Genomic DNA, 21,646 nt, shown 5'->3' with positions numbered 1-21,646 from the left:
GAAGAAACACTTGGATCCGGTCCGATCCATAAAAAGCACGACGCATAGAAGTCCTTGAAGGTCGAAAGCCGCGAGAGGCTATCACGGGGCCGATAACTTTACATTGGGTAATGGTTTTTAGAGAGCGACCGGGTTGGCATACATGAAAACTTGGTATGGGGCCGGTTTTCTCATAACGCTCAATCGTTCGTTTTTGAGGTAAAGCGGAGCTAAAACACTTTGGGGCATCGTATATTGACCAGTGCGCCAATCAGCCACAAAAAAAGCCCAGCATGAGCGCTGAGCTTCCTGATTAAAAATGGCTCTCGCCACTGACACCTAATAGGTCTTTAATTATTTACCATCAAAAAAATCAACCAGTAGAGGTTTCACCTGTGATGGGCACTCTTCCATTAGCCAGTGACCACAGCCAGGTAGCACATGACCTTGCACGTTAGTGGCATACTTGTTCATCTGATCAATTTGAGTCTGACCGAGACTGCCTCTCCCATCGCCCGCTATGGCCAGTAGCGGCATTGTTAGTTTGCCTTGAGTCAACAGTGCTTTATTCTGCAGCACCGATTGCGGAAGCGCTCGATAGTATTCGAAAGCAGCATGCAGTGTATGGGGCTTCGAATACGACTTGGCGTAAAGCCCAAGCAATTCATCCGTAAATACTTCCTGCTTTTGTGCATGTTTTTTGATGAAGTGCGAGAAAAAGACTTTTTCATTTCCCGCAATTAACGTTTCGGGTAAAGCGCCATCCGCTGAAAAGAAGCTAAAGTGCCAAGCGGTTGACTCGCCCTGTGGGGTAAACGCGGGAAAGGTGTATATCAGTTCGTCCGGAATGACCGCTTCAAGATAAGCCACCTTGGCAATATCTTTCTGATGTTGCGCCAACATTGGATAGGTTGCCCATATACCAATATCATGGGCCACTAGATTAAACGGCGCATCTGGACTAAAGCGTTTCGCAAAAGCATAGAGGTAGGGAGACACCTCTTGTCCGGTATACGCGGTCTTGAGTGGTTCGGACAGCCCCAGGCCAGGCAGGTCCACGGCGATGACTCGGTGTTTTTTTGCCAGTTCCGGCATGAGCTGATGCCACTCGTACCATGATTGGCCAAAGCCATGCACCATTAGTAGCAAAGGCCCGCTTCCGCCTGCGACATAGTGCATTTTCAAGCCATTGACTTCTTCAAAGCCTCTTTCAAAACCTGCCGGAATCGGGAACTCCTCAGTCGCCAACACGGTGAAAGAACACATCAACCCGAAGGCTGCCAGTGCAATATTCTTTATAAGTTTTTTCATAAGTCTCACTTTGCGAAATACAAAAAATCGACCGCTCAAATGATCACGCTGAAAATCCGCCATCAATACTCAAGCTGGCGCCGGTAATAAAGCCTGCTTCAGGCCCCACCAGGTAGGCAACGAAACTGGCAACCTCTTCATCTTTTCCATATCGACCTAACGCCATTAATTGCGTCAGTTGGCTGGCGGCCTCACCGTTGGCGGGGTTCATATCGGTATCGACCGGCCCTGGCTGAACGTTATTGACCGTAATGCCTCGCGGCCCCAAGTCTCGCGCCAACCCTTTGGTAAAACCAACGAGCGATGCTTTAGTCATTGCATAGACTGCACCGCCCGCAACTGGAATTCGGTCGGCGTTAATACTGCCAATATTAATGATTCGCCCCCCGTCACTCATATGACGCACGGCTTCTTGGCTGGCAATAATCACACCTCTTATATTGACAGCCAATGCGAGGTCAATTTCAGCCAGGGTAATGTCTTCCAATGGCCCCCATGGAAGAACACCTGCATTGTTTACCAGGATATCCAGCTTGCCGAAATGCTCTACCGTTTGACGTATCGCTTGGCTCAACGCTTCAGGATCAGCGCTGTCGGCACGAATAGCGATAACATTACTGCCGGCGGCGGCCATCTGTTCTACTAATTTCTGGGCTTCGTCTGGCGAGGAGCGATAAGTGAATGCAACAGCCGCACCTTCGCTTACTAGGCGCTTGACAATGGCGGCGCCAATGCCGCGGGAACCGCCTTGTACAAAGGCAACTTTTTCTTTCAGGCTTTTTGTAGTATTCATTTATACTCAATTCCATTAGAGAGTGTAGAAGTGTGTTTTTCCGGCAGCTTTAAATAATCAAGTGGGTAGTACTTCAACGAAACTTAACGACATTTAGACTCGTTTTCCCTAGAGCAAAATCAGTCTACGCTACTACCCTGATACGATTAAGTCCCTAAAATTCACCACTCCTGGTCCCACAAGGAATCAATCAGCGTGATTAAGAACCAGTTTGTCGAGATTCGAAATTTCGTCACCGTTGCGCAGGCGGGCAGCTTTACCGCTGCCGCCCATACGCTGGGAATGACCGGTTCAGCGTTGAGCAAAAGCATCATGCGGCTGGAGACACGCCTGGGAACCAAGCTGTTGCACAGGACCACCCGGCGAGTGAGCTTGACCAATGACGGTGACTCCTACCTCACAGATTGCCAAAACGCCATGGCCATCCTGGACGAAGCGGAAAACCGCCTGGGCAGTGAACAGCAAACACCCGCCGGCCGCGTACGTATCGACTTGCCCTCGGCATTTGGACGCCGATATATCCTGCCCACCTTGATAGAACTGTCGACTCGATACGAACAGTTGGAGCTAACGGTAACGTTCAGCGATCGGGCCGTTGATTTGATGGGCGACGGAATTGATCTGGCCGTGCGGGTGGGAGCACTCGATAACGATGTTGACCTGGTCGCTCGCCGATTGGGCGAACAACGCCGGGTTATCTGTGGCTCCCCCGCTTACCTGGCGCGCCGGGGGGTGCCGTTGTCAGCCAAGGACCTCGCACAACACGACTGCGTGATCGGCTGGCCTTTAGGCCAACGGCCTGGCTGGTTACTCAAAAACGTAGAAGGCGTCACTCAAACCCATGAAATCCCCGTGCGTCATGAAATCGGCGATTGCGAAGCCATTCTGGCCGCAACGCTCGCGGGTTGCGGGTTGGCCCAGATACCGACATGGCTGGTAGAGGAGCATCTACGATCGGGCGCCCTCCAGTCCGTACTCGACGATCAGGCAGGAGACGACACGCCGATTCACGCTATCTGGATCAAGACTCCCTATCTGCAACCGAAGATGCGCGTAGTCATTGACGCATTACGCCTTCTGGCACAATCACCAGGCAGTCGATTTCGGGCAGGTTAGTTGCCCAAGGCTACGCCTTTAGACAAGAAGGCGCAGCTTTTCAGTTCAATGCCAGAGCATTGCAAACACAGGCATGAACAACGATGGGCGCATACGCAACGAAGACAAACTACAGGTCAGTGATATTGTCGAATCAATACAATATGTGCTTTCGCTAAGTAATACAGTCTCTACTCCTCGATTGGAAATTCATTGCAAAATCATGGACCTTGAATAGATTCATCGTGCTCGCCATATGAAATATTTTGATAAAGTAAAGTTAACTTCAAGTCATCTTGGCTCCACTACCATGCCGCACTCCAATATATTTGGCAGGCCAGTGACGGCTGCCTGATTCTCGACGTCAGTCAGGGCTGAAGTAGCTCAACCCACTCTAGAAGCGTGACCAGGTAAAAAGTCTGCCTCTGGATCAATACCTAGGATGCTAATGTTTCAGCTCGATTTTTATGGAACACTTGTGGCCGCCTCTTTAGTCCTTTTACTAGGGCGCGGACTAGTTGCACGTATCGGTTTTTTACGCACGTACAATATTCCTGAGCCGGTTGCAGGGGGCTTGGTGGTTGCATTGCTTCTCTTGGTTTTGCGCCTGTTCGATATTGAAATCCGCTTTGTCACTTCACTGCAAACCCCTTTGATGCTGGCGTTTTTTGCCACCATTGGCTTGAGTGCAGATTTCGCCAGCCTGAAAAAAGGTGGGCGCGTAGTTGGGGTTTTTCTACTGGCGGTCACAGGGCTTTTGATACTCCAAAACGCCATAGGTATCGGGCTCGCCAAGACGTTGGGGCTCGACCCCTTGATGGGGTTGCTGACAGGTTCAATTACCTTGTCGGGCGGACACGGCACAGGCGCTGCTTGGGGGGCGACGTTCAGTGAGAACTTCGGTCTTGCTTCCGCCTCTGAACTGGCGATGGCCTCCGCGACGTTCGGCCTGGTGCTGGGCGGCTTGATTGGCGGTCCGGTCGCCCGTTTGCTGATCAACCGTGTCCAGACTCCCGGTCTCGTACAAGGTGAGCCGCGCTTGCCAAGGGGCTTTGAACAACCAAATAAAGAGCGCTCGATCACACCGTTTTCGCTGATTGAAACAATCGCGCTGATCGCCGTCAGCCTACAAGCAGGTTCGCTCCTCAATGACCTGCTCCAGGGGACGGCATTTGAGCTGCCGACGTTCGTCTGCGTCCTGTTCGTGGGTGTGGTGTTGCGCAACGGGCTTTCAGCGCTGGGCCTGTACCAGGTGTTTGAGCGTGAAGTCTCGGTGTTGGGCAACGTCAGTTTGTCGCTGTTTCTAGCGATTGCGCTGATGTCGCTCAAACTGTGGGATCTGGCAGCACTGGCGTTACCGTTCGTTATCATCCTGACAGCGCAAGCCTTACTCATGGCGCTGTTTGCGATTTTCGTGACATTCAGAGTCATGGGCAGTAACTACGATGCAGCGGTTCTGGCTGCCGGACACTGCGGTTTCGGGCTGGGTGCCACACCCACCGCCATCGCTAACATGCAAGCGGTGACACAGCGCTACGGGCCTTCGCAGATAGCATTCCTGGTAGTACCCATGGTGGGCGCCTTCTTCATCGACATCATTAACGTCATCATAATCAAGCTGTACCTATTATTGCCGTTCCTTGGCGCTGCTGCCTGACGTTCAAGTCACTTGGCCTGTATTTACAGGCCAACGCGGCACCCGGCCCATTCAAAAAGGCTCTTACGTGCAAAAAAAGCCATTAGCAAGGTTCAGCCTGATCACATTGGCGCTGGTGCTTGGCGCCTGTGACACGTCTTCCGCCGTAGAAAAATCCGCACCACCACCCACCGTACGGATCGAGACCATCCAAGCACAACCCTTATCGATCTACAGCGAACTCAGTGGGCGGATCGCTGCGCCGCGCAGTGCCGAAGTTCGGGCCCGTGTCGCCGGCGTGGTGCTACAACGCACTTTCCGCGAAGGCAGCGACGTAAAAGAAGGCGATGTGCTGTTTCACATCGATCCGGCGCCGTTCAAGGCCGATCTGGACAGTGCCCAGGCCAACTTGCGCAAGGCGCAGGCCAACGCCTTCCAGGCGCGCTTGCAAGCGCAACGCTACGCCCTGTTGATCGCAGACAACGCCATCAGCGCCCAGGAATACGACAACGCGCGCACCGCCGTCCATCACACCAATGCCGACGTTGCCGCCCACAAGGCCGCAGTGGAACGTATAAAGCTAAACCTGAGTTATGCCACCGTCACCGCGCCGATTTCCGGACGTATTGGTCGGGCACTGGTGACCGAAGGCGCCCTTGTAGGACAGAACGAAAGTACCCCCCTCGCACTGATCCAGCAGTTGGACCCGATCCACGCGGACTTGACCCAATCAACTCGCGAACTCAACGCGTTGCGCCAGGCGTTTCGAGCCGGGCACATGCAACAAGTCGGGCTGGGTCAGGTCAAGGCCACTCTGATTCAGGATGACGGCAGCCTGTACACGTTACCGGGCAAATTGCTATTCGCTGACATCAGCGTCGACCCAGGCACCGGCCAGGTCATCGTGCGCAGCGAGTTCCCCAATCCAAACCTCGACCTGTTGCCGGGCAGCTTCATTCGCGTGCGCCTGGAGCAAGCGGTCAATCCCCAGGGCATCAGCGTGCCGCAACGGGCAGTCCAGCGTGACAGCGCCGGCATTGCCCAGGTGCTGCTGCTCGACGCCAGCGACCGTATCAGCCAGCAACCGGTGCAACTGGGCCAGGTGCAGAACAATCGCTGGGTTGTGACCGGTGGCCTCACGCCCGGCGACCGCATCGTTATCGAAGGCCTGCAGCACGCCCGTCCTGGCGAGAAAGTACTGATCGACGACACCCCTCTTCCACTTGCCCAGGTCACTGGGCAGTAGGCCGGACGAAAATCTTATGCCGCAATTTTTTATCGACCGCCCGGTGTTCGCCTGGGTGGTCGCACTGTTCATCCTGTTAGCCGGTGCGTTAGCCATTCCAAAGCTACCCGTGGCGCAGTACCCCAACGTGGCTCCGCCAAAAGTCGAGATTCAGGCCGCATACCCAGGGGCGTCGGCGAAAACGATCGATGAAAGTGTCGTCAGCCTGATTGAAGATGAACTCAACGGCGCCACTGACCTGCTGTATTTTGAATCACAAAGCAGTCTTGGCAGCGCCACCATCACGGCCACGTTCAAACCCGGAACCGACCCGGATATGGCCCAGGTCGATGTACAAAATCGCATTAAAGCGGTGGAGTCACGCCTGCCACAAGCCGTTATCCAGCAAGGCCTGCAAGTGGAGAAAGTTTCGACCAGCTTCCTGCTGCTGATCACCTTGACCTCCCTTGATGGAACGATCGACAACCAGACGCTCAGCGATTACCTGGCACGTAACGTCATGAACGAAATCAAGCGCCTGGATGGCGTTGGCAAAGCCTCACTGTATGGTGCGGAACGGGCCATGCGGATCTGGATTGATCCGCAAAAACTGATTGGTTTCAACCTCACTCCCGCTGACGTCAATGCCGCCATTGTCGCGCAAAACGCGCAAATCTCGTCCGGCAGCATCGGCGACCTGCCAAACGCCACCACTCAGGAAATAACCGCGACCGTATTGGTCGAGGGCCAACTGTCCACGCCGCAAGAGTTTGCTGACATCATTTTGCGGGCCAATCCTGACGGCTCCGTGGTGCGCGTGGGGGATGTCGCACGGGTCGAAATTGGTAGCGAAGAATACCAGTTCTCCACCCGTCTCAATGGCCAGCCGTCGACGGCGATTAGCGTGCAACTGGCGCCCGGGGCCAACGCCTTGAATACCGCAACCCTGATCCGGGCGAAGATGGACGAACTGTCGCGCTACTTCCCGGCCGGGGTGGAATACCAACTCCCGTTCGACACGTCTCCGTTCGTCAAGGTCTCAATCACCAAAGTGGCCTACACCTTGCTCGAAGCGATGGTGCTGGTCTTTGCCGTGATGTTCCTGTTCCTGCAAAACATTCGCTACACATTGATCCCGACTCTGGTGGTACCGGTAGCGCTAATGGGCACCTTGGCCACTCTGTTGGCGCTGGGTTTCTCGATTAATGTACTGACGATGTTCGGCATGGTGCTGGCCATCGGCATCCTGGTCGACGATGCCATCGTGGTGGTGGAAAACGTCGAACGCATCATGGCCACCGAAGGTCTCTCACCCAAAGAGGCAACGCGCAAGGCCATGCATCAGATCACCGGGGCAATCGTTGGCATTACTCTGGTGCTGGTAGCTGTATTTATCCCGATGGCGTTCATGCCGGGCACGGTGGGCGTGATCTATCAACAGTTTTCACTGTCGATGGCCACCTCTATCCTGTTCTCCGCGCTCCTCGCCCTGACCCTGACACCGGCCCTTTGCGCAACGTTGCTTAAGCCAATTGCCAAAAGCGAACGCCATGCCAAGCGTGGTTTTTTTGGCTGGTTCAATCGACGCTTTGAGCAACTGACCCTGCGTTATGAAGGTTGGGTGGTCTATGCCCTCAAGCGTAGCGGTCGTTACTTGCTGATCTATGGCGTGCTGTTAGTTGGCCTGGTGGTTTGCTTCAATCAACTGCCCACCTCGTTTCTTCCCGTAGAAGACCAGGGCTACACCATCACCGACATCCAGCTACCGCCAGGCGCGAGCAAGAACCGCACAGTACAGGTGGTGGAGCAGATTGAAGCGCACAACGCCACGGAACCGGCGATTGCCGACAGCACCATCATTCTGGGCTTCAGTTTTTCCGGCAGCGGCCAGAATGCGGCGCTGGCATACAGCACACTCAAGGATTGGTCTGAGCGTGGTACTGACGACTCAGCCTCCGCCATCGCCGACCGGGCCAGCCTTGCATTCGGCAAGATCAAGGACGCCGTGGCCTACTCCGTTCTGCCAGCCCCGGTGGACGGTCTGGGGAACTCCAGCGGTTTCGAGTTTCGTTTGCAAGACCGCGGTGGCCTGGGCCACAAGGCGTTGATGCAAGCGCGCACAGCCTTGCTGGAAGCCGCCGAGAAAAGCCCAGCTTTGATCAACGTGCGCGAAAGCTCACTGGCCGAGGCGCCCCAGGTGAAGTTGATTGTTGACCGCAAACAGGCCAACGCGATGGGCGTTTCATTTGCCGATATCGGCAGTGTGTTGTCCACGGCGGTAGGGTCGGCCTACATCAACGATTTCCCTAACCAGGGACGAATGCAACGTGTCGTAGTACAGGCCGAAGGCGATCACCGCAGCCAGGTGGCGGATTTACTGAACATGCACGTGCGCAACACTACCGGAAAGATGGTGCCGCTGGCCGCTTTCGTCCGGGCCGAATGGACCTTGGGGCCAACACAGCTGACCCGCTACAACGGCTACCCGGCTGTCAGTATTTCCGGTGAGCCGGCCGCAGGTCACAGCTCCGGTGAGGCCATGGCGGAAATCGAGCGGCTGGTCGCCCAAGGCCCGTCGGGGCTGGGGCATGAATGGACCGGGCTGGCATTGCAGGAGCATCTCTCAGCGAACCAGGCGCCGCTGCTGTTGGGCCTCTCGCTGTTGATTGTGTTCCTGTGCCTGGCCGCGCTGTATGAGAGCTGGTCGATCCCGACGTCCGTGCTGCTTGTCGTGCCGTTGGGGGTACTGGGTGCGGTATTGGCCGTGTCGCTGCGCGGGATGCCCAACGATGTGTTTTTCAAGGTTGGCTTGATCACAATCATCGGCTTGTCGGCGAAAAACGCGATTTTGATCATCGAGTTTGCCAAGCACCTGTATGACGAAGGCCACGACTTGATCGAGTCGACGGTGCAGGCTGCACGCATGCGACTGCGGCCGATTGTCATGACCTCCCTGGCGTTTATCCTCGGGGTGGTACCGCTGGCGATAGCCTCCGGGGCCAGCTCGGCGAGCCAGCAAGCCATCGGCACCGGCGTGATCGGCGGGATGATTGCCGCTACGCTGGCGGTGGTATTCGTGCCGGTGTTTTTTGTACTGGTGATGAAGCGGGCCGGCAGACGATAAAAACGATCGTGTCCTAGGGGGAGTTCTCATGTGAGCTAAGTGGGGCCATTCGATACCCTTGAGCTATTTGGGGTAACTGGTAAGCCGCTACAGGTTGCATGACGATCAATGGGGGCGCATCAAGGAACTGCTGCCGGGTAAAGCCAGCGACGGTGGCGTGACCGCCCGCGATAACCGTCTATTTGTAGCGGCGGTACTCTGGATTGCCCGAACTGGCGCGCCCTGGCCGGGATCTACCTGAAACCTACGGTCACGGGCATCGGGTCTATGTGCGTTATAACCGCTGGTCACGCAAGGGAGTCTGGTTACAGATCATGGCAGCACAGTGCGCGTTCATCAGCACGATGCGGCAAAAAAACATGTCAGGACGCCAAAGCCATGGGCAAGTCCTAAGGCGGACTGAGCACCAAGATTCATGCGGCCGTCGATGCCCTGGGGAACCCGGTACGCCTGCTGCTGACGCCCGGACAAAGCTCTGAATATGGCCAAGCCGAAGCGCTGATCGAAGGTTTTACGCCCGATGAGGTATTGGCAGACAAAGGTTATGACGCAGATGCCTTCGTGGAGTTAATACAGCGCAATGGGGCTGAAGCCGTCATCCCCTCAAGAGGGAATCGTCTGAAGCCCCGAACGCTGGATCGACATACCTACAAGGCACGTAATCTGGTGGAGCGTTTTTTCCAGAAACTGAAGCAGTACCGCCGTATCGCAACCGGATATGAGCGACTGGCAAGAAATTACCATACGAGATGAAAGCGCTTATCAAAGACATCAAGAGTCGATGGAGCCGCAAGCAGTTCGATGAGCGTAATTCTGAGAATACGCAACTGAATGTGTCGATCTCAAAAACAGTAATTGATCAACTCGATGATCTCGCCAAGAGACACAATCTGACACGCGCCTAGGTGATTGAAACTCTCGTAAAAAAGGAAGCCCAAAATGGAAAGTGCCTGGATGATGCTTGAATAGACTCACCCACTTCGCTAGCGGCAAACACGAGAGCTAAATACAGCCCTGCCAGAAGGTTGAAACCAACGGTATTCCAAAAGGTATTCCTATGTAGTTTTACAATCGAGTATTTTTTTAAATCAATAACATATGATGTCTGTTCAGATTACCCCGATCCAATTCGAAGCATCGACAGAACCCGCCTAGTGCGGGTTTTGTTGTTTCTGGGGGTTGGAAACCCCGGCAGGTGAGCCTCCGAAACTTTGCTTTACGTTTTTCATTTAGCCGAAATCTTTGGCTCCTACCAAACAACGCCTCGCCCCTGGAATCCCCCCACACTTCCCATTACCCTGACGGCCTTTATCAGACAACCGGAAGTCAGATACCCGTGTTCAAGCCCCTCGCTGTCATTACCCTCGCCGTCACGCCCTTGCTCGCCTCCGCCGCCGATCTCGCGGGCGTCTGGCAGGGCACGCTGGGCAAGTCCGCTGTCACCGCCTGTTTCAACGGCGCCGACGGTGAGCACGGCAGCTATTACTACCAACGCATCCTCACGCCGATTCAACTGACCCAAGCCAGCGATAACGCGCCGTGGGTGGAGGAAGACAACACCGGTTTCTGGGCATTGCAAAAACCCCAGGGCGATACACTCTCCGGCGGCTGGCGCAAAACCAAGGGCGGCAAGCCGCTGCCACTCACCTTGCAACGCATCAGCACGGACGGCTGCGGCAGCGACGCCTACAACGCGTCCATGGAAGCCGCGCCTCTGGCGGTCAAGACCGAGAAGAAAAGTTTCGAAAACCACGCGTATCTACTCAAGACCCAAGGCGCTCAGGTCACCGTCAAGCTAGAAGGTGACGGCCCGGCGATTCAGAAGATTAACCGGCAACTCACCGCCTTGGCCATCAACGATGAGGATCAGGCTGACTATTTTCACGAGCGCCGCGAATACCTCGGTCGAAACGGCTCAGCGCATACCAGCGAAATCGACGTTGAGCCCACGTATTGGTCGTCGCAATTTATTACCGTCAGGTTCTACCGCTGGGCGGCGGGCACCGGCGCCAGGGGTATCAGTTGGGGCCTGCATTCCTGGAACCTGCAAACCGGCGAAAGTGTTGACCCGTGGACGTGGCTCGGCGGGCGCCAGGAGTGGTACTCCGCTTACTCCGGCCACGTGGAGTTACCGGCCACATTTAGCGCCTGGCTGGCCAAGCAAACCACCACCGATGAGGGCTGCCCGGCGATCACCAGCTATTCCTCCTTTGACTTGAGCTTCAACACCCAAGGCCTGCAACTCTCCACCCGCGCCACGGGAGATGGCTGCGACAACGACTTGAGCTTCACCTGGGAGCAATTGGAGCCGGTACTGACCGAGCAAGGCAAAGCGGCGTTACCCAGCTTGAAACTGCCCTGAGCAGCGGGTTTGGCCGCCTTACAAAAACCCCACACTCGTTCACGAAATGTTAAGAAACGGATACATATACTGACCGATCAACATGGCCGCTCCCCCGAGCGGTCCCCTGCTCGGTAGCCAGAACCCATGACGCGCCCCGTTCCTCTGCTGCTCCTTCTCGTTGCTGTGTTGTTCTTCTTTGCCTTGGGCAGCCATGAGCTGCAAGGCTCCACCGAAGCCCGCGTCGCCGGGATCGCCATGGCCATGCACCTGGACAATGACTGGGTGATCCCACGTCTGTTTCGTGAACCTTTCCTGGAAAAGCCGCCCCTGAGCCTATGGCTGGACGCCGGTGCGATTCGGCTGTTTGGCGGCACCACCTGGGCCGTGCGCCTGGCGTCGGCGTTTGCCGGGTTGTTCAGCGTGATGCTGTTTTACGGGATGTTGCGCAAGTTCGGGCGACCGCAGACGATGGCGTTCTGCGCGGCGTTGATCCTGGCGACCATGGCCAGTTACTGGGGCAACGTGCGCGGCGTGGGTGAGGATTCGTTGCTCAGCCTCGGCGTGACCGCCGCGCTGCTCGGGTTTTACCAGGCCGTGCGACCCGATCGCGAAGGTTCCAGCGTTTGGGCCTGGGCGTTGTTTACCGTCGGCATGGTCATCGCCACCCTGAGCAAAGGCGTACTGGGCTTGGCGATGCCGGGCATTGTGATCTTTGTGTACCTGCTCAGCACCAGCCTGATGGATAAACGCCTGCGCATCGGCGACTGGCTCAAGCCAGCGCTGTTCACCCTGCTGGCACTGGTGCCGCTGCTGATCTGGCTGGGCTTTCTGTTCCAGCGCGGTGGCATGCAAGCGGTGGCCGAAGTGTTGTGGACCAACAGTGTCGGGCGCTTCAGCGGCTCGTTTGTCGAGGCTGGGCATTACGAACCGTTCTATTACTACATCGCGAAGCTGCCCGAGGCGTTCCTGCCTTGGAACATTCTGGTGTACCTGGGCCTTTGGCACTTCCGCAAAAGCCTGGTGCGTAACCGCTACCGCCTGTTTTTCAGCGTGTGGCTGGTGGCGCAGTTCACGTTACTGACCCTGGCTTCGAGCAAGCGTACCGTCTACCTGATGGCACTCACCCCCGCTGCCGCCGTACTCGCAGCAGAATACGCTGGGGTGTTGTTGACGTGGCTCAAAGCGAACAAACCGGCGCTGTTCCGGTATCACCGCGGCGTGATCAGCGGCGTGTTCGCGCTGCTGATCGTCAGCTACATGACAGCCGCCTTCTGGTTTGCCCCCAAGGCCGACAAACGTGAGTCCTTCGTACCGGTGATCAGCCAGGCCAAGGCCTTTCAGACCGAAGGCAAAGCGGTGGTGTTGTTTCAGCCCAACGAGCGCATCGCCGGGGCCAGTGTGTTCTACCTGCAGGCCTACTTGCCGATCCTGCAAAGCGAAGAGGAGCTGCGCAGTTTTCTCGCCGCCAAGCCCGGCAACATCGCGCTGCTGGACCGCCCCGACGACTTGGCGGAGAAGGTCAACGTGATCAAGCAGATGGCAATCGGTCGCCAGCCTTACTACTTCGTCGAGCAGTAAGGCCGGTGCAAAGCATCAGTGCTTGGTGAGCTTGTCCAGGTAGCCCATGGCGAACGCCGAGATCACGAAGGTCATGTGGATGATCACGTACCACATCAAATGCTGCGGATCGACGTTCTTGGCGTCCATGAAGATGCGCAGCAGGTGAATGGACGAAATCGCCACGATGGAGGCGGCCACTTTCATCTTCAGCGATGAAGAGTCCATGGTGCCCAGCCAGTTGAGCTTTTCTTTGTTATCGTCAATATCCAGCTGCGAGACGAAGTTCTCGTAGCCGGAAATCATCACCATCACCAGCAAGCCGCCGACCAGCGCCATGTCGATTAACGACAACAGCAGCAGGATGACGTCAGCTTCCAGCATGGTAAAAATATTCGGAATAACGTGGATGATTTCCTGGAAGAACTTCAGCGCCAGAATCAGCAGGCCCAGGGAAAGCCCCAAATAGATCGGCGCCAGCAGCCAGCGTGAGGCGTACATAGTATTTTCGATAAAGCGTTCCATTGGATCTCACACAGCTAGGCTAAAAATGGCTGCGAGTATATCAGCCGCTACCAAACACCTGTATCCGTGAGAAAACTGACCCGGACGGCATCTGTGAGAGAATTTTTCTGCTAGTGTCGAGCCCATCAAATCAGCTCGATGCTGTGGAACAGGAAAACTCAGATGATGGATGTGCGATCCCCTTTGGCCACTGTCGGCCTGTGTGCGGTGTTGCTGATGGCCAGCGGCTGCTCCCCCAAAGAAGAGCAGAAGCAGGCCACCCTCGAAGAGAAAACCGCGAAGTTCGAACAATCGCTGGACGCCATTGAAGACCCCAAACTGCGCGACGCCATCGCCGACCTCGGTGGCTCGCTACTGTTGCTGGAACGCGCGCAGACCAAGCTCGCCGTTAAGCCAATCGACGCCGAATATGGTGAAGACACCCTGGCGCTGCTCAAGCACTACCCCACGCCCCAAGCCTTGGTGGATACCTACATCAATGGCCTGTTCGTGCTGCGCAAAGCCTCGCATTCCGACTACCTGACGGATTTGCAACCGGTCTCCCCGTTCAACTTCAACACCCCGGACCAGTTCCCCTTTCCCCACGGCCTGGAATGGCAGTCGGTGACCCTGAGCAACAACAAAGTCATCCCCTTCCAGCCAGAATGGTCGGAAACCGACCCGGGCATCCAACTGAGCCCGAGCAGCTCCAACCTGACCAACCCCGATGACCTGACGGTAACCTACCCGTTCATCGAGGGCTTGGAGACCGAGAACAAGAGCCAGCCACAGCCCGTCAGCCTCAAGGGCGCGGTTGAGGTGGTTGCGCCCGGCAAGGTGCTGACGTTCGACTTGTCGAAAAAAGACGTGGGCCACAAACGCACCGAGGTGCAATATCACGCTCAACCTGCTGCTGCTTGAGAAAAACTACGCCGAAATCGAACTGACCAACAGCGAGCCGCTGGCGCCGGAAGTCGGCGACGACTCGCCGAACCCATTGCTGGTGCAGGCACGCGACAGCACGGGGCAATTTCTCACCCGCTCGGGCTCGATCAACGAAAACGCCGAGCAGGTGGCGTTCTACAAGAAGCAACTGGCCGAGATGCAAAAGCAGACGGCTTGGTCAGACGCCTTTGAAAAACAACTGACCGACGAGCAGAAAGCCTTCGAACACAAACAGAGCAGCCATTACGCCAAGGTGTATTTCAATGGTTTGATCGAAAACCTGCAGGTCAACGTGCTGGACTTCTCCAAAGCCACGCTCACCCGCAAGGACCTCGACCTGCCGGTGATGCGCTTCGACAAGAACAGCCTGCAAAAGACCGTGCAAGCCTTGCCGATGCCGGTCACCGTGTATGACGACGGCGCCGCCAGCTGGCTTAAAGATGCGTCAATGACTGAGGAGCAGCTGAAAAAAAGCGTCACCATCAGCCAATCGACCGAAGACTCCAGCGCCGCGAAGATCGTGTTTGACCACCCGTTCACCTTCAATGACGACCTGGTTGGCGCCGAGCGCAACAACAGCGATGCCCCAATCACCTTCTTCACGGCGGACGACAAGGGCGAGCGCGGCGAGCCCATCGAGCTGCCAGCCGAGGCCTTTGAGTTGAATGCGGGCAGCGGCACGCTCACGTACGACCTCAACCTGTTCCCGGAAACCCCAGCGTTTGTGGTGGGCTCGGTGCCGCTGTTCCTGGCCACCATCGAGAAAGCCACGATTGACGTGGCCAAGCTGCCCAAAGGCCTGTCACTCAAGGACAACGCGCTGATCGTCGATCAAACAGACTTTCCCGCCGACAGCTGGCGCTTCTACGCCAAGGACGCGAGCGGCAACTACCTCAAGGAGATCCTCGGCGTGAGCCACCGTGCCGAGGAGTACGGCACGGCGCTGTTTGACGTGCATTACTTCTACGGCCAGCCGACCAGCCTGGAAAGCTACCAGCGCACCGACCTCGACACCGTGCAATACGGTTTCGAGGTAAAGCTGGACAAGCCCGAGACAAAATAGCCGCCTACGGCCGATCGTTCCTACGCGCAGCACAGGAATGCATCCCCAGACGCGCAGCGTCACCCGGCGCAGGGCTTGAGCCGTGTGGCGACAGCGGGACGCAGAGCGTCCGGGGCGGCGTTACCACGCAGAGCGTGGGAACGATCTGTCACAAGGCCAGAAGCTCATGCCCGCCATTGAGTTGTCGCAGATGGGCCTGCATATGCAGGCACCATATCTGCGGATCGGCCGCCACCTCATAGCCGTGCAGCGTCAGGCTTTCGACGATTGATCCCAGAACGGTTTCTGCCACAAAGGGCCCATGAAACGGGCCTTCGGACTTGATGGTGGCGGGCTGTTCGCCGGTCATTCCGGCGGCAAACAACAACGTCCACATCCCGTTATCCCCCGCGAGAGGGCGAATGGAGCATTCGATACGGGTGACCAGGCCCAGGCATTGGCGGGTAAGGCAAAGGTTGCGCGACATGGCGGCGACCCTCGGTAGATCGGTGTTCAACCTCGCGCAGGGCAAGGCTGTCTCTATCCTGCGACTCCTGTGGATATCCCTAGCACTCAGAATAGAAGAAAACCGGTACAAACCAAGGTTATAGGGACCAACGGGCGTTGGTCTCCTACACCCGAGTCAAAATTGTGGCGAGTAGGCTCGCCACAACAAGCTCGCTAGCCCAACAAGCCAGCTCCCGTACTTACTGCGCCACCACAAAAAATCAGCTCGGTTTGGCTTCCGCCAACGCCTGCTGCGCCAGTTCCTTCTCCGCCTCTTTCAAATCATCCTCGCTGATCATCTCGGCAATCGCGCGCAAACGCTCGACCACGCGCGCGTTCACGCTGCCTTCGGGGAATTGCCCTTCCTCGTCCGGCTCACCGGCAGGCTCTCCCACCAACAAGCTCAACGCCTCATCCGCCTGACGCACGGCGTAAATGTGGAACTGCCCGTCGCGCACGGCTTTCAGCACCTTCTCATCGAGCATCAACGTGGCGACGTTGGCTTGCGGAATGATCGCCCCCTGCTCGCCGGTCAAGCCGCGTGCTTCGCAGAGGCGGAAGAAGCCTTCGATCTTCTCGTTAACCCCGCCCACCGCCTGCACTTCACCAAACTGGTTGATGGAGCCGGTGATGGCAAAGCACTGCTTGAGCGGCGTTTTCGACAGCGCCGAGATCAAGGTGCACGCCTCGCCCAGGGACGCACTGTCGCCGTCCACATAACCGTAGGACTGCTCCAGCGCGATGCTCGCCGAAATCGCCAGCGGGAATTCCTGGGCATAACGGCTGCCCAGGTAACCGGTGAGGATCATCACGCCCTTGGAGTGAATCGGCTGGCCGAGGTTAACCTCGCGCTCGATGTCGACAATACCGCTGCCGCCCGGGTACACCGTGGCGGAAATCCGCGCCGGCACACCGAAGGCCGAATCACCCACCTCCAGCACCGTCAGCCCGTTGCACTTGCCGACCGCCGCACCGGCGGTGTCGATCAGGATCACCCCGGCGAGCATGTCGTCGAGAATCCGCGCCGACACCCGCCCGGTGCGCGTGGCCTTGGCCTTGAGCGCGCGTTCGATATGGCCGGCATCGGTCATCTCATCGCCCGCCAGGTGGCGGATGAAGTCCGCTTCGCTGACCAGTTGGAACAGGTCGCCAATGCGTGCCGACAAACGCCCCTGATGTTCGGCCAGGCGTGCGCTGTACGTCGCCAGGCGCGCTACCGCGTCCGACGTCAGCGGCGCCATGCCTTCTTCCGACGTACGGGTTTTGAGCAACTGGGCGAACTGCTCCAGGCTCTCGTCGACCATCGGGATGTCTTCGTCGAAGTCCACCAGGACGCGAAACATCTCCTGGAAGTCTGGATCGGCATCCTGCAACGCGTAGTACAGCTGGCGCGAACCGATGATGATGACCTTGACCTGCAACGGGATCATTTGCGGGTTGAGGGTCACGGTGGCCAGGCGGCCGAGCTCGCCCAGCGGCGATTCCATCTTCAGCTTGCGCGACTGCAAGGAACGCTTGAGCGCGTCCCATACAAACGGCTCGCTGAGCATTTTTTCGGCTTCCAGAATCAGGAAACCGCCATTGGCACGGTGCAACGCGCCCGGGCGCAATTGGCGATACGTGGTGTACAGCGCGCCTTGGTCGGTGCTGTACTCGATACGGCCGAACAGGTTGTCGTACGTCGGGTGCGGCTCAAACACCACCGGCGCGCCGCCGTTGACCGAGTGGCCCACTACCAGGCTCGGGCAGTATTGCTCTTCGAGCAGCTTGCGCGCCTGGGCGTCGGTCTTGGCGTCGTCGACAAACTGCTCGACCACGGATTTGAGCAAGTACACCTGCATGGCCTGCAGGTAACCGCAGACCGCCGCGTTTTCCGCGTACTTTTCCGACAGCGGCGCCAGCAAAGGCTGCAGGGCCAGGGTAATGGTTTCTTCGTTGAACTGACGCAGTTGGTTATTCGACTCGCGCTTCCACTGCGGCAGGCTGGCCAATTCTTCGTTGAGGCGCTCTTCCAGTTCGGAAATATCCGTGTGGAAACGCTCGCGGTCAGCCTCCGGCAGTTGCGAGAACTCCGCCTCGTCCAGCGCCTTGCCATCGAGCATCGGCGTGAACGCGATGTTGGAGCTGTCGCGGTACAGCGCCACGTCCTTTTCCAGGGCCAGGCGTTCGATCACGTCCAAGGCCTTGTCGTAACGCTGGTTGAAGGCGCGGTCGATGGCGCTTTTGCGCTGTTGATAAGTCGGGTGTTCGAACACCGCCGGGAAGGTGGCGACGAGGTTGTCGACCAAACCGTTGATATCGGCGATGAAGGCCGCCGCGCCGCCGCCCGGCAATTCCAGGGCACGCGGTTCGCGTGGCTCATCAAAATTATTCACATAGACCCAGTCCGCCGGGGTCTGCAGGCGCTTGCCTTCGGCTTTCAGGTAGCGTTTGACGAACGAAAAGCGGCCGGTACCCGGCTCGCCCATGACAAACACGTTGTAACCAGGGCGTGGCATGGCCACACCGAACTGCAAGGCTTCAACCGCACGTTCCTGGCCAAGCACACCGCGAAAGGGCTCCAAATCATTGGTGGTCGAGAAGCTGAACTGTTCAGCGGAGAAAGGGCGAGTCAGCGCTTCGGGCGCTAGACGCAAGCTGGCAGCAACAGGATCAGGCATCGGGCTTCCTTACATCAGGCGGGGCAGATAACGGCATTCTGGCTCCCGGTTACGCGCTCTGGCAAGGCGCGACTTTGGGAAAGCATAGCCAGGGGACAGGTCTTACAAAATAATCGCGGCAGCTCTGCACAAAAACACTGATTGTTTTTATAAAAATCACGGAACCCCTGGAACGTGCCTAAACTCCAAACTGCGCGGGTTAGACTAATAACTGGCCCCTAGGGCGCTATGAAGTGCCTGAACCCTTGTCCATTGGTTTGCACACAAAGAGAACAAAGCTATGAAACGGATCCTTCTTGGTACTCTCTTCACCGTCGTCTCCCTCAATGCAATGGCTGAAGCACCAGGTGGCCCGAACTGCGGTTGGGGCAACATGTTGTTCGAAGGCCAGCGCGGTACTCCAGCGCACTTCCTGGCTTCCACCACCAACGGTACCTCGGGTAACGCCACCTTCGGCATGACCTCCGGCACCAACGGCTGTAACACCAACAGCGCCCTGACCTACGGCGGCAAGTCCTGGATTGCCATGAATGGCATGATGAACGAGCTGTCCGAAGACATGGCCAAAGGCAACGGCGAAGCACTGACCACCTATGCCGTGGTTCTGGGCGTTGCCCCTGAAGATCGCGAGCACTTCGCTGCCGTGACTCACGAGCACTTCCAGCAGATCTTCAGCAAAGCTGACGTGACCGCTGACGACGTGCACAACAACACCCTGGCTGTACTGAAAAGCGACACCCGCCTGGCCAAATACGCTACCCAGGCTTAAGCTCGACCGTCCGCGCCTTTCGAGGCGCGGGCTCTATTTTGGACCCGCCTCCCCTTTGGGTCTCACTAATTCCGACTTAAGTTGCCCCTATGCTCAAACGCTTTGCCTGGTTGGCACTCTTCGCCTGCGCCCCGCTGTACGCGGCCCCGCATATTGATGATCAACGTTTGCAGCAATTGGCCAACGATCCGTTCTGGCTGTCTTTGGGCCACTACGAAGCCGGCAAGATCAGTGGCTGGCGCAGCTATGTCAGCGACAAAAAATTCTTCCTCGCCCCCGATGGCGCGCACCATCCGGACCAGGAACTGCAGGCGACCGTAGCGGCGTTGTATGCCCCGGCCAGCCTCGGCGAAAAGCACGTCCAATGCGTTTACCCCGCACGCACCCGTTGGCTCAAGGATCAGTTGCACCTGACCGACCTGCCCGCCTTGGACTGCAAAGAATTCACCCAATGGTTCAAGGACGTCGCGCCGCACAGCGCGGTGATGATCTTCCCGGCGGCCTACCTCAACAGCCCGTCGTCGATGTTCGGCCACACCCTGCTGCGTATCGACCAGGCCGACGTGCAGAGCAACAACACCGCCCTGCTCAGCTACGCGATCAACTTCGGCGCCTACATCGAAGGCTCCGACAACAGCATTCTCTACGCCTGGAAAGGCCTGATGGGCGGCTATCCCGGCCTGTTCGCCCTGGTGCCGTACCAAGAAAAACTCTCGGAATACCGTAGCCTCGAGAACCGCGACCTGTGGGAATACCGCCTGAACCTCACCCAAGTCGAGACCGAGCGCATGGTCGAGCACGTGTGGGAACTCAAGCAGATCCAGTTTGACTACTTCTTCTTCGACGAAAACTGCTCCTACCGCCTGCTGGAACTGCTGCAAGTGGCCCGCCCGAGCCTGCGCCTGACCGAGCAGTTCCCGCTGACCGCGATCCCCACCGACACGGTCAAAGCGGTGAAAGAGGCAGGCTTGGTCGAGAAGATCGACTATCGCCCGTCTCGTGAGCGCGAACTGCTGGAACGCGCCAAGCCGCTGGATAGCGACGAGCAACAATGGGTGCTGAAAATCAGCGATGACCAGAAGCAATTGCAGGAACCGACGTTTAAAGCCCTGCCTCGCGACCGCCAAGCCCTGATCATCGACGCCGCTTATCGCCTGGGCCGCTACCGCGCCAATGGCCTGGAGCGCGACACCGAACGCTCACAACGCAGCTTCGAACTGCTGCGCGCGATCAACCAGAACCCTGCGCCCGACCTCAACGTCGAACGTCCCGGCCTGCCTGAGAACGGTCATGAGTCACGCACCTGGCAAGCCGGCATCGGCACCCGTGGCGACAAGGCCTTTGGCGAATACGGCCTGCGCATGGCCTATCACGACCTCAACGACAATGCCGAAGGCTTCCCGCTGGGTGCGCAGATCGAAATCCTGCAGATGAAACTGCGCCAGTACGAAGGCAACCACTGGCAGCTGCAGCAACTGGACCTGGCGACCATCCGCTCCCTGACCCCACGCAACGCCCTGTTGCAACCTTGGTCATGGCAAGTGACCGGCGGCCTGGAACGCGTACCGGGCAAACACGACGACGAAACCTTGGTGGCCCACGTCAACGGCGGCGCCGGCGGCACCTGGCAACTCACCGACGACATGCTCGGCTTCGCCCTCGGCACCGTGCGCGTGGAGCACAACAACGACTTCAGCGAAGCCATCTCCCCGGCTGCCGGGTTCAATACCGGTGTGCTGTGGAAAAACCCGCTGGGCAATTTAAGCCTGGAAGCCAAGGGTGATTTCTTCACCAATGGTGAAGTGCGCCGCAGTATCAGCCTGAACCAGCAGTGGGAATTGTCGCGCAACCTGGGCCTACGCTTGAGCGCCCAGCGCGAGTACAGCCACCTGTCCACGCCAGTCAATGAAGTGATGCTCGAAGTGAAGTGGTATCACTACTAACCAAAGCCAGACAAAGATCAAAATGTGGGAGCGGGCTTGCTCGCGAAGGCGGTGTTGTCAGTATCGGCCAAGCTGACTGACCCACCGCCTTCGCAGGCAAGCCAGCTCCCACACGTGTTTGTGCCCGGCCTAAACTCTGCGCCCGCCGCAGTTCAAAGGTGGGAGACGGGCTCGCCCGCGATGGCGGTCCTTCAGGCAATGATGTATTGATC

The 21,646-nt window shown here is 57.5% G+C and carries 13 protein-coding genes and 2 pseudogenes; 10 read left to right on the top strand and 5 right to left on the bottom strand.

Features of this window, described 5'->3' with window-relative positions; genetic code table 11:
• Positions 1-333 precede the first annotated feature (333 nt).
• Together ACI77I_RS28210 and ACI77I_RS28205 are read right to left on the bottom strand one after the other, a co-directional pair.
• Entirely contained in the window at positions 334-1,353 is a 1,020-nt protein-coding gene (locus ACI77I_RS28210; RefSeq protein ID WP_406999447.1) for an alpha/beta fold hydrolase, read from the bottom strand.
• Entirely contained in the window at positions 1,334-2,083 is a 750-nt protein-coding gene (locus ACI77I_RS28205) for a 3-oxoacyl-ACP reductase family protein (RefSeq protein ID WP_406999445.1), read from the bottom strand. The genes ACI77I_RS28210 and ACI77I_RS28205 overlap by 20 nt, the downstream gene beginning before the upstream one ends.
• A 195-nt stretch (positions 2,084-2,278) precedes the next feature.
• On the opposite strand from ACI77I_RS28205, the gene ACI77I_RS28200 reads away from it, so the two are divergent.
• The 7 genes and pseudogenes from ACI77I_RS28200 (at position 2,279) to ACI77I_RS28170 (ending at position 13,085) form a co-directional block, all read left to right on the top strand.
• Positions 2,279-3,199 (top strand): LysR family transcriptional regulator, encoded by a 921-nt coding sequence (locus tag ACI77I_RS28200; RefSeq protein WP_406999443.1) that lies wholly within the window; start codon positions 2,279-2,281, stop codon positions 3,197-3,199.
• Between the two features lie 427 nt (positions 3,200-3,626).
• Complete coding sequence (gene gltS, locus ACI77I_RS28195; RefSeq protein WP_406999441.1) at positions 3,627-4,835, top strand: sodium/glutamate symporter; 1,209 nt, start codon at positions 3,627-3,629, stop codon at positions 4,833-4,835.
• A 67-nt stretch (positions 4,836-4,902) separates the two neighbouring features.
• Positions 4,903-6,060 carry an efflux RND transporter periplasmic adaptor subunit gene (locus tag ACI77I_RS28190; RefSeq protein WP_406999439.1) on the top strand — a complete coding sequence of 386 codons (1,158 nt, stop codon included), beginning with the start codon at positions 4,903-4,905 and terminating at the stop codon, positions 6,058-6,060.
• 16 nt (positions 6,061-6,076) lie between these two features.
• Positions 6,077-9,163, top strand: coding sequence for a multidrug efflux RND transporter permease subunit (locus tag ACI77I_RS28185; RefSeq protein ID WP_406999437.1), 3,087 nt, complete (start codon positions 6,077-6,079; stop codon positions 9,161-9,163).
• 76 nt (positions 9,164-9,239) lie between these two features.
• Positions 9,240-9,916, top strand: a pseudogene (locus ACI77I_RS28180) (IS5 family transposase).
• A gap of 583 nt (positions 9,917-10,499) precedes the next feature.
• On the top strand, positions 10,500-11,525 hold the full coding sequence (locus ACI77I_RS28175; protein WP_406999435.1) for a hypothetical protein: 1,026 nt from the start codon (positions 10,500-10,502) through the stop codon (positions 11,523-11,525).
• A gap of 126 nt (positions 11,526-11,651) precedes the next feature.
• Positions 11,652-13,085 carry a glycosyltransferase family 39 protein gene (locus ACI77I_RS28170; RefSeq protein WP_242152765.1) on the top strand — a complete coding sequence of 478 codons (1,434 nt, stop codon included), beginning with the start codon at positions 11,652-11,654 and terminating at the stop codon, positions 13,083-13,085.
• A 15-nt stretch (positions 13,086-13,100) separates the two neighbouring features.
• Here the strand turns inward: ACI77I_RS28170 and ACI77I_RS28165 are convergent, their stop codons facing one another.
• Positions 13,101-13,589, bottom strand: coding sequence for a TIGR00645 family protein (locus tag ACI77I_RS28165; RefSeq protein ID WP_094953664.1), 489 nt, complete (start codon positions 13,587-13,589; stop codon positions 13,101-13,103).
• Between the two features lie 162 nt (positions 13,590-13,751).
• On the opposite strand from ACI77I_RS28165, the pseudogene ACI77I_RS28160 reads away from it, so the two are divergent.
• Positions 13,752-15,576 (top strand): annotated as a pseudogene (locus tag ACI77I_RS28160) (hypothetical protein).
• A 148-nt stretch (positions 15,577-15,724) separates the two neighbouring features.
• Here the strand turns inward: ACI77I_RS28160 and ACI77I_RS28155 are convergent.
• Positions 15,725-16,042 carry a hypothetical protein gene (locus ACI77I_RS28155; protein ID WP_094953662.1) on the bottom strand — a complete coding sequence of 106 codons (318 nt, stop codon included), beginning with the start codon at positions 16,040-16,042 and terminating at the stop codon, positions 15,725-15,727.
• 241 nt (positions 16,043-16,283) lie between these two features.
• Complete coding sequence (locus tag ACI77I_RS28150) at positions 16,284-18,722, bottom strand: Lon protease family protein (protein ID WP_094953661.1); 2,439 nt, start codon at positions 18,720-18,722, stop codon at positions 16,284-16,286.
• Between the two features lie 280 nt (positions 18,723-19,002).
• Between ACI77I_RS28150 and ACI77I_RS28145 the strand changes: the two genes are divergently transcribed.
• Both ACI77I_RS28145 and ACI77I_RS28140 read left to right on the top strand, forming a co-directional pair.
• On the top strand, positions 19,003-19,491 hold the full coding sequence (locus tag ACI77I_RS28145) for a DUF3015 domain-containing protein (protein WP_094952935.1): 489 nt from the start codon (positions 19,003-19,005) through the stop codon (positions 19,489-19,491).
• An 89-nt stretch (positions 19,492-19,580) separates the two neighbouring features.
• Positions 19,581-21,434 (top strand): DUF4105 domain-containing protein, encoded by a 1,854-nt coding sequence (locus ACI77I_RS28140; RefSeq protein ID WP_406999433.1) that lies wholly within the window; start codon positions 19,581-19,583, stop codon positions 21,432-21,434.
• The last annotated feature ends 212 nt before the right edge of the window (positions 21,435-21,646 follow it).

Origin of the sequence: Pseudomonas sp. D47, assembly GCF_045447305.1 — a bacterium.
GTDB lineage: Bacteria > Pseudomonadota > Gammaproteobacteria > Pseudomonadales > Pseudomonadaceae > Aquipseudomonas.
This window is presented reverse-complemented; position numbering and strand designations above follow the sequence as displayed.

Coding starts and splice junctions, on each gene's coding strand:
- ACI77I_RS28210 (WP_406999447.1), bottom strand. CDS start 1,353: ATGGCGGATTTTCAGCGTGATCATTTGAGCGGTCGATTTTTTGTATTT.
- ACI77I_RS28205 (WP_406999445.1), bottom strand. CDS start 2,083: ATGAATACTACAAAAAGCCTGAAAGAAAAAGTTGCCTTTGTACAAGGC.
- gltS (WP_406999441.1), top strand. CDS start 3,627: ATGTTTCAGCTCGATTTTTATGGAACACTTGTGGCCGCCTCTTTAGTC.
- ACI77I_RS28185 (WP_406999437.1), top strand. CDS start 6,077: ATGCCGCAATTTTTTATCGACCGCCCGGTGTTCGCCTGGGTGGTCGCA.
- ACI77I_RS28170 (WP_242152765.1), top strand. CDS start 11,652: ATGACGCGCCCCGTTCCTCTGCTGCTCCTTCTCGTTGCTGTGTTGTTC.
- ACI77I_RS28165 (WP_094953664.1), bottom strand. CDS start 13,589: ATGGAACGCTTTATCGAAAATACTATGTACGCCTCACGCTGGCTGCTG.
- ACI77I_RS28155 (WP_094953662.1), bottom strand. CDS start 16,042: ATGTCGCGCAACCTTTGCCTTACCCGCCAATGCCTGGGCCTGGTCACC.
- ACI77I_RS28150 (WP_094953661.1), bottom strand. CDS start 18,722: ATGCCTGATCCTGTTGCTGCCAGCTTGCGTCTAGCGCCCGAAGCGCTG.
- ACI77I_RS28145 (WP_094952935.1), top strand. CDS start 19,003: ATGAAACGGATCCTTCTTGGTACTCTCTTCACCGTCGTCTCCCTCAAT.
- ACI77I_RS28140 (WP_406999433.1), top strand. CDS start 19,581: ATGCTCAAACGCTTTGCCTGGTTGGCACTCTTCGCCTGCGCCCCGCTG.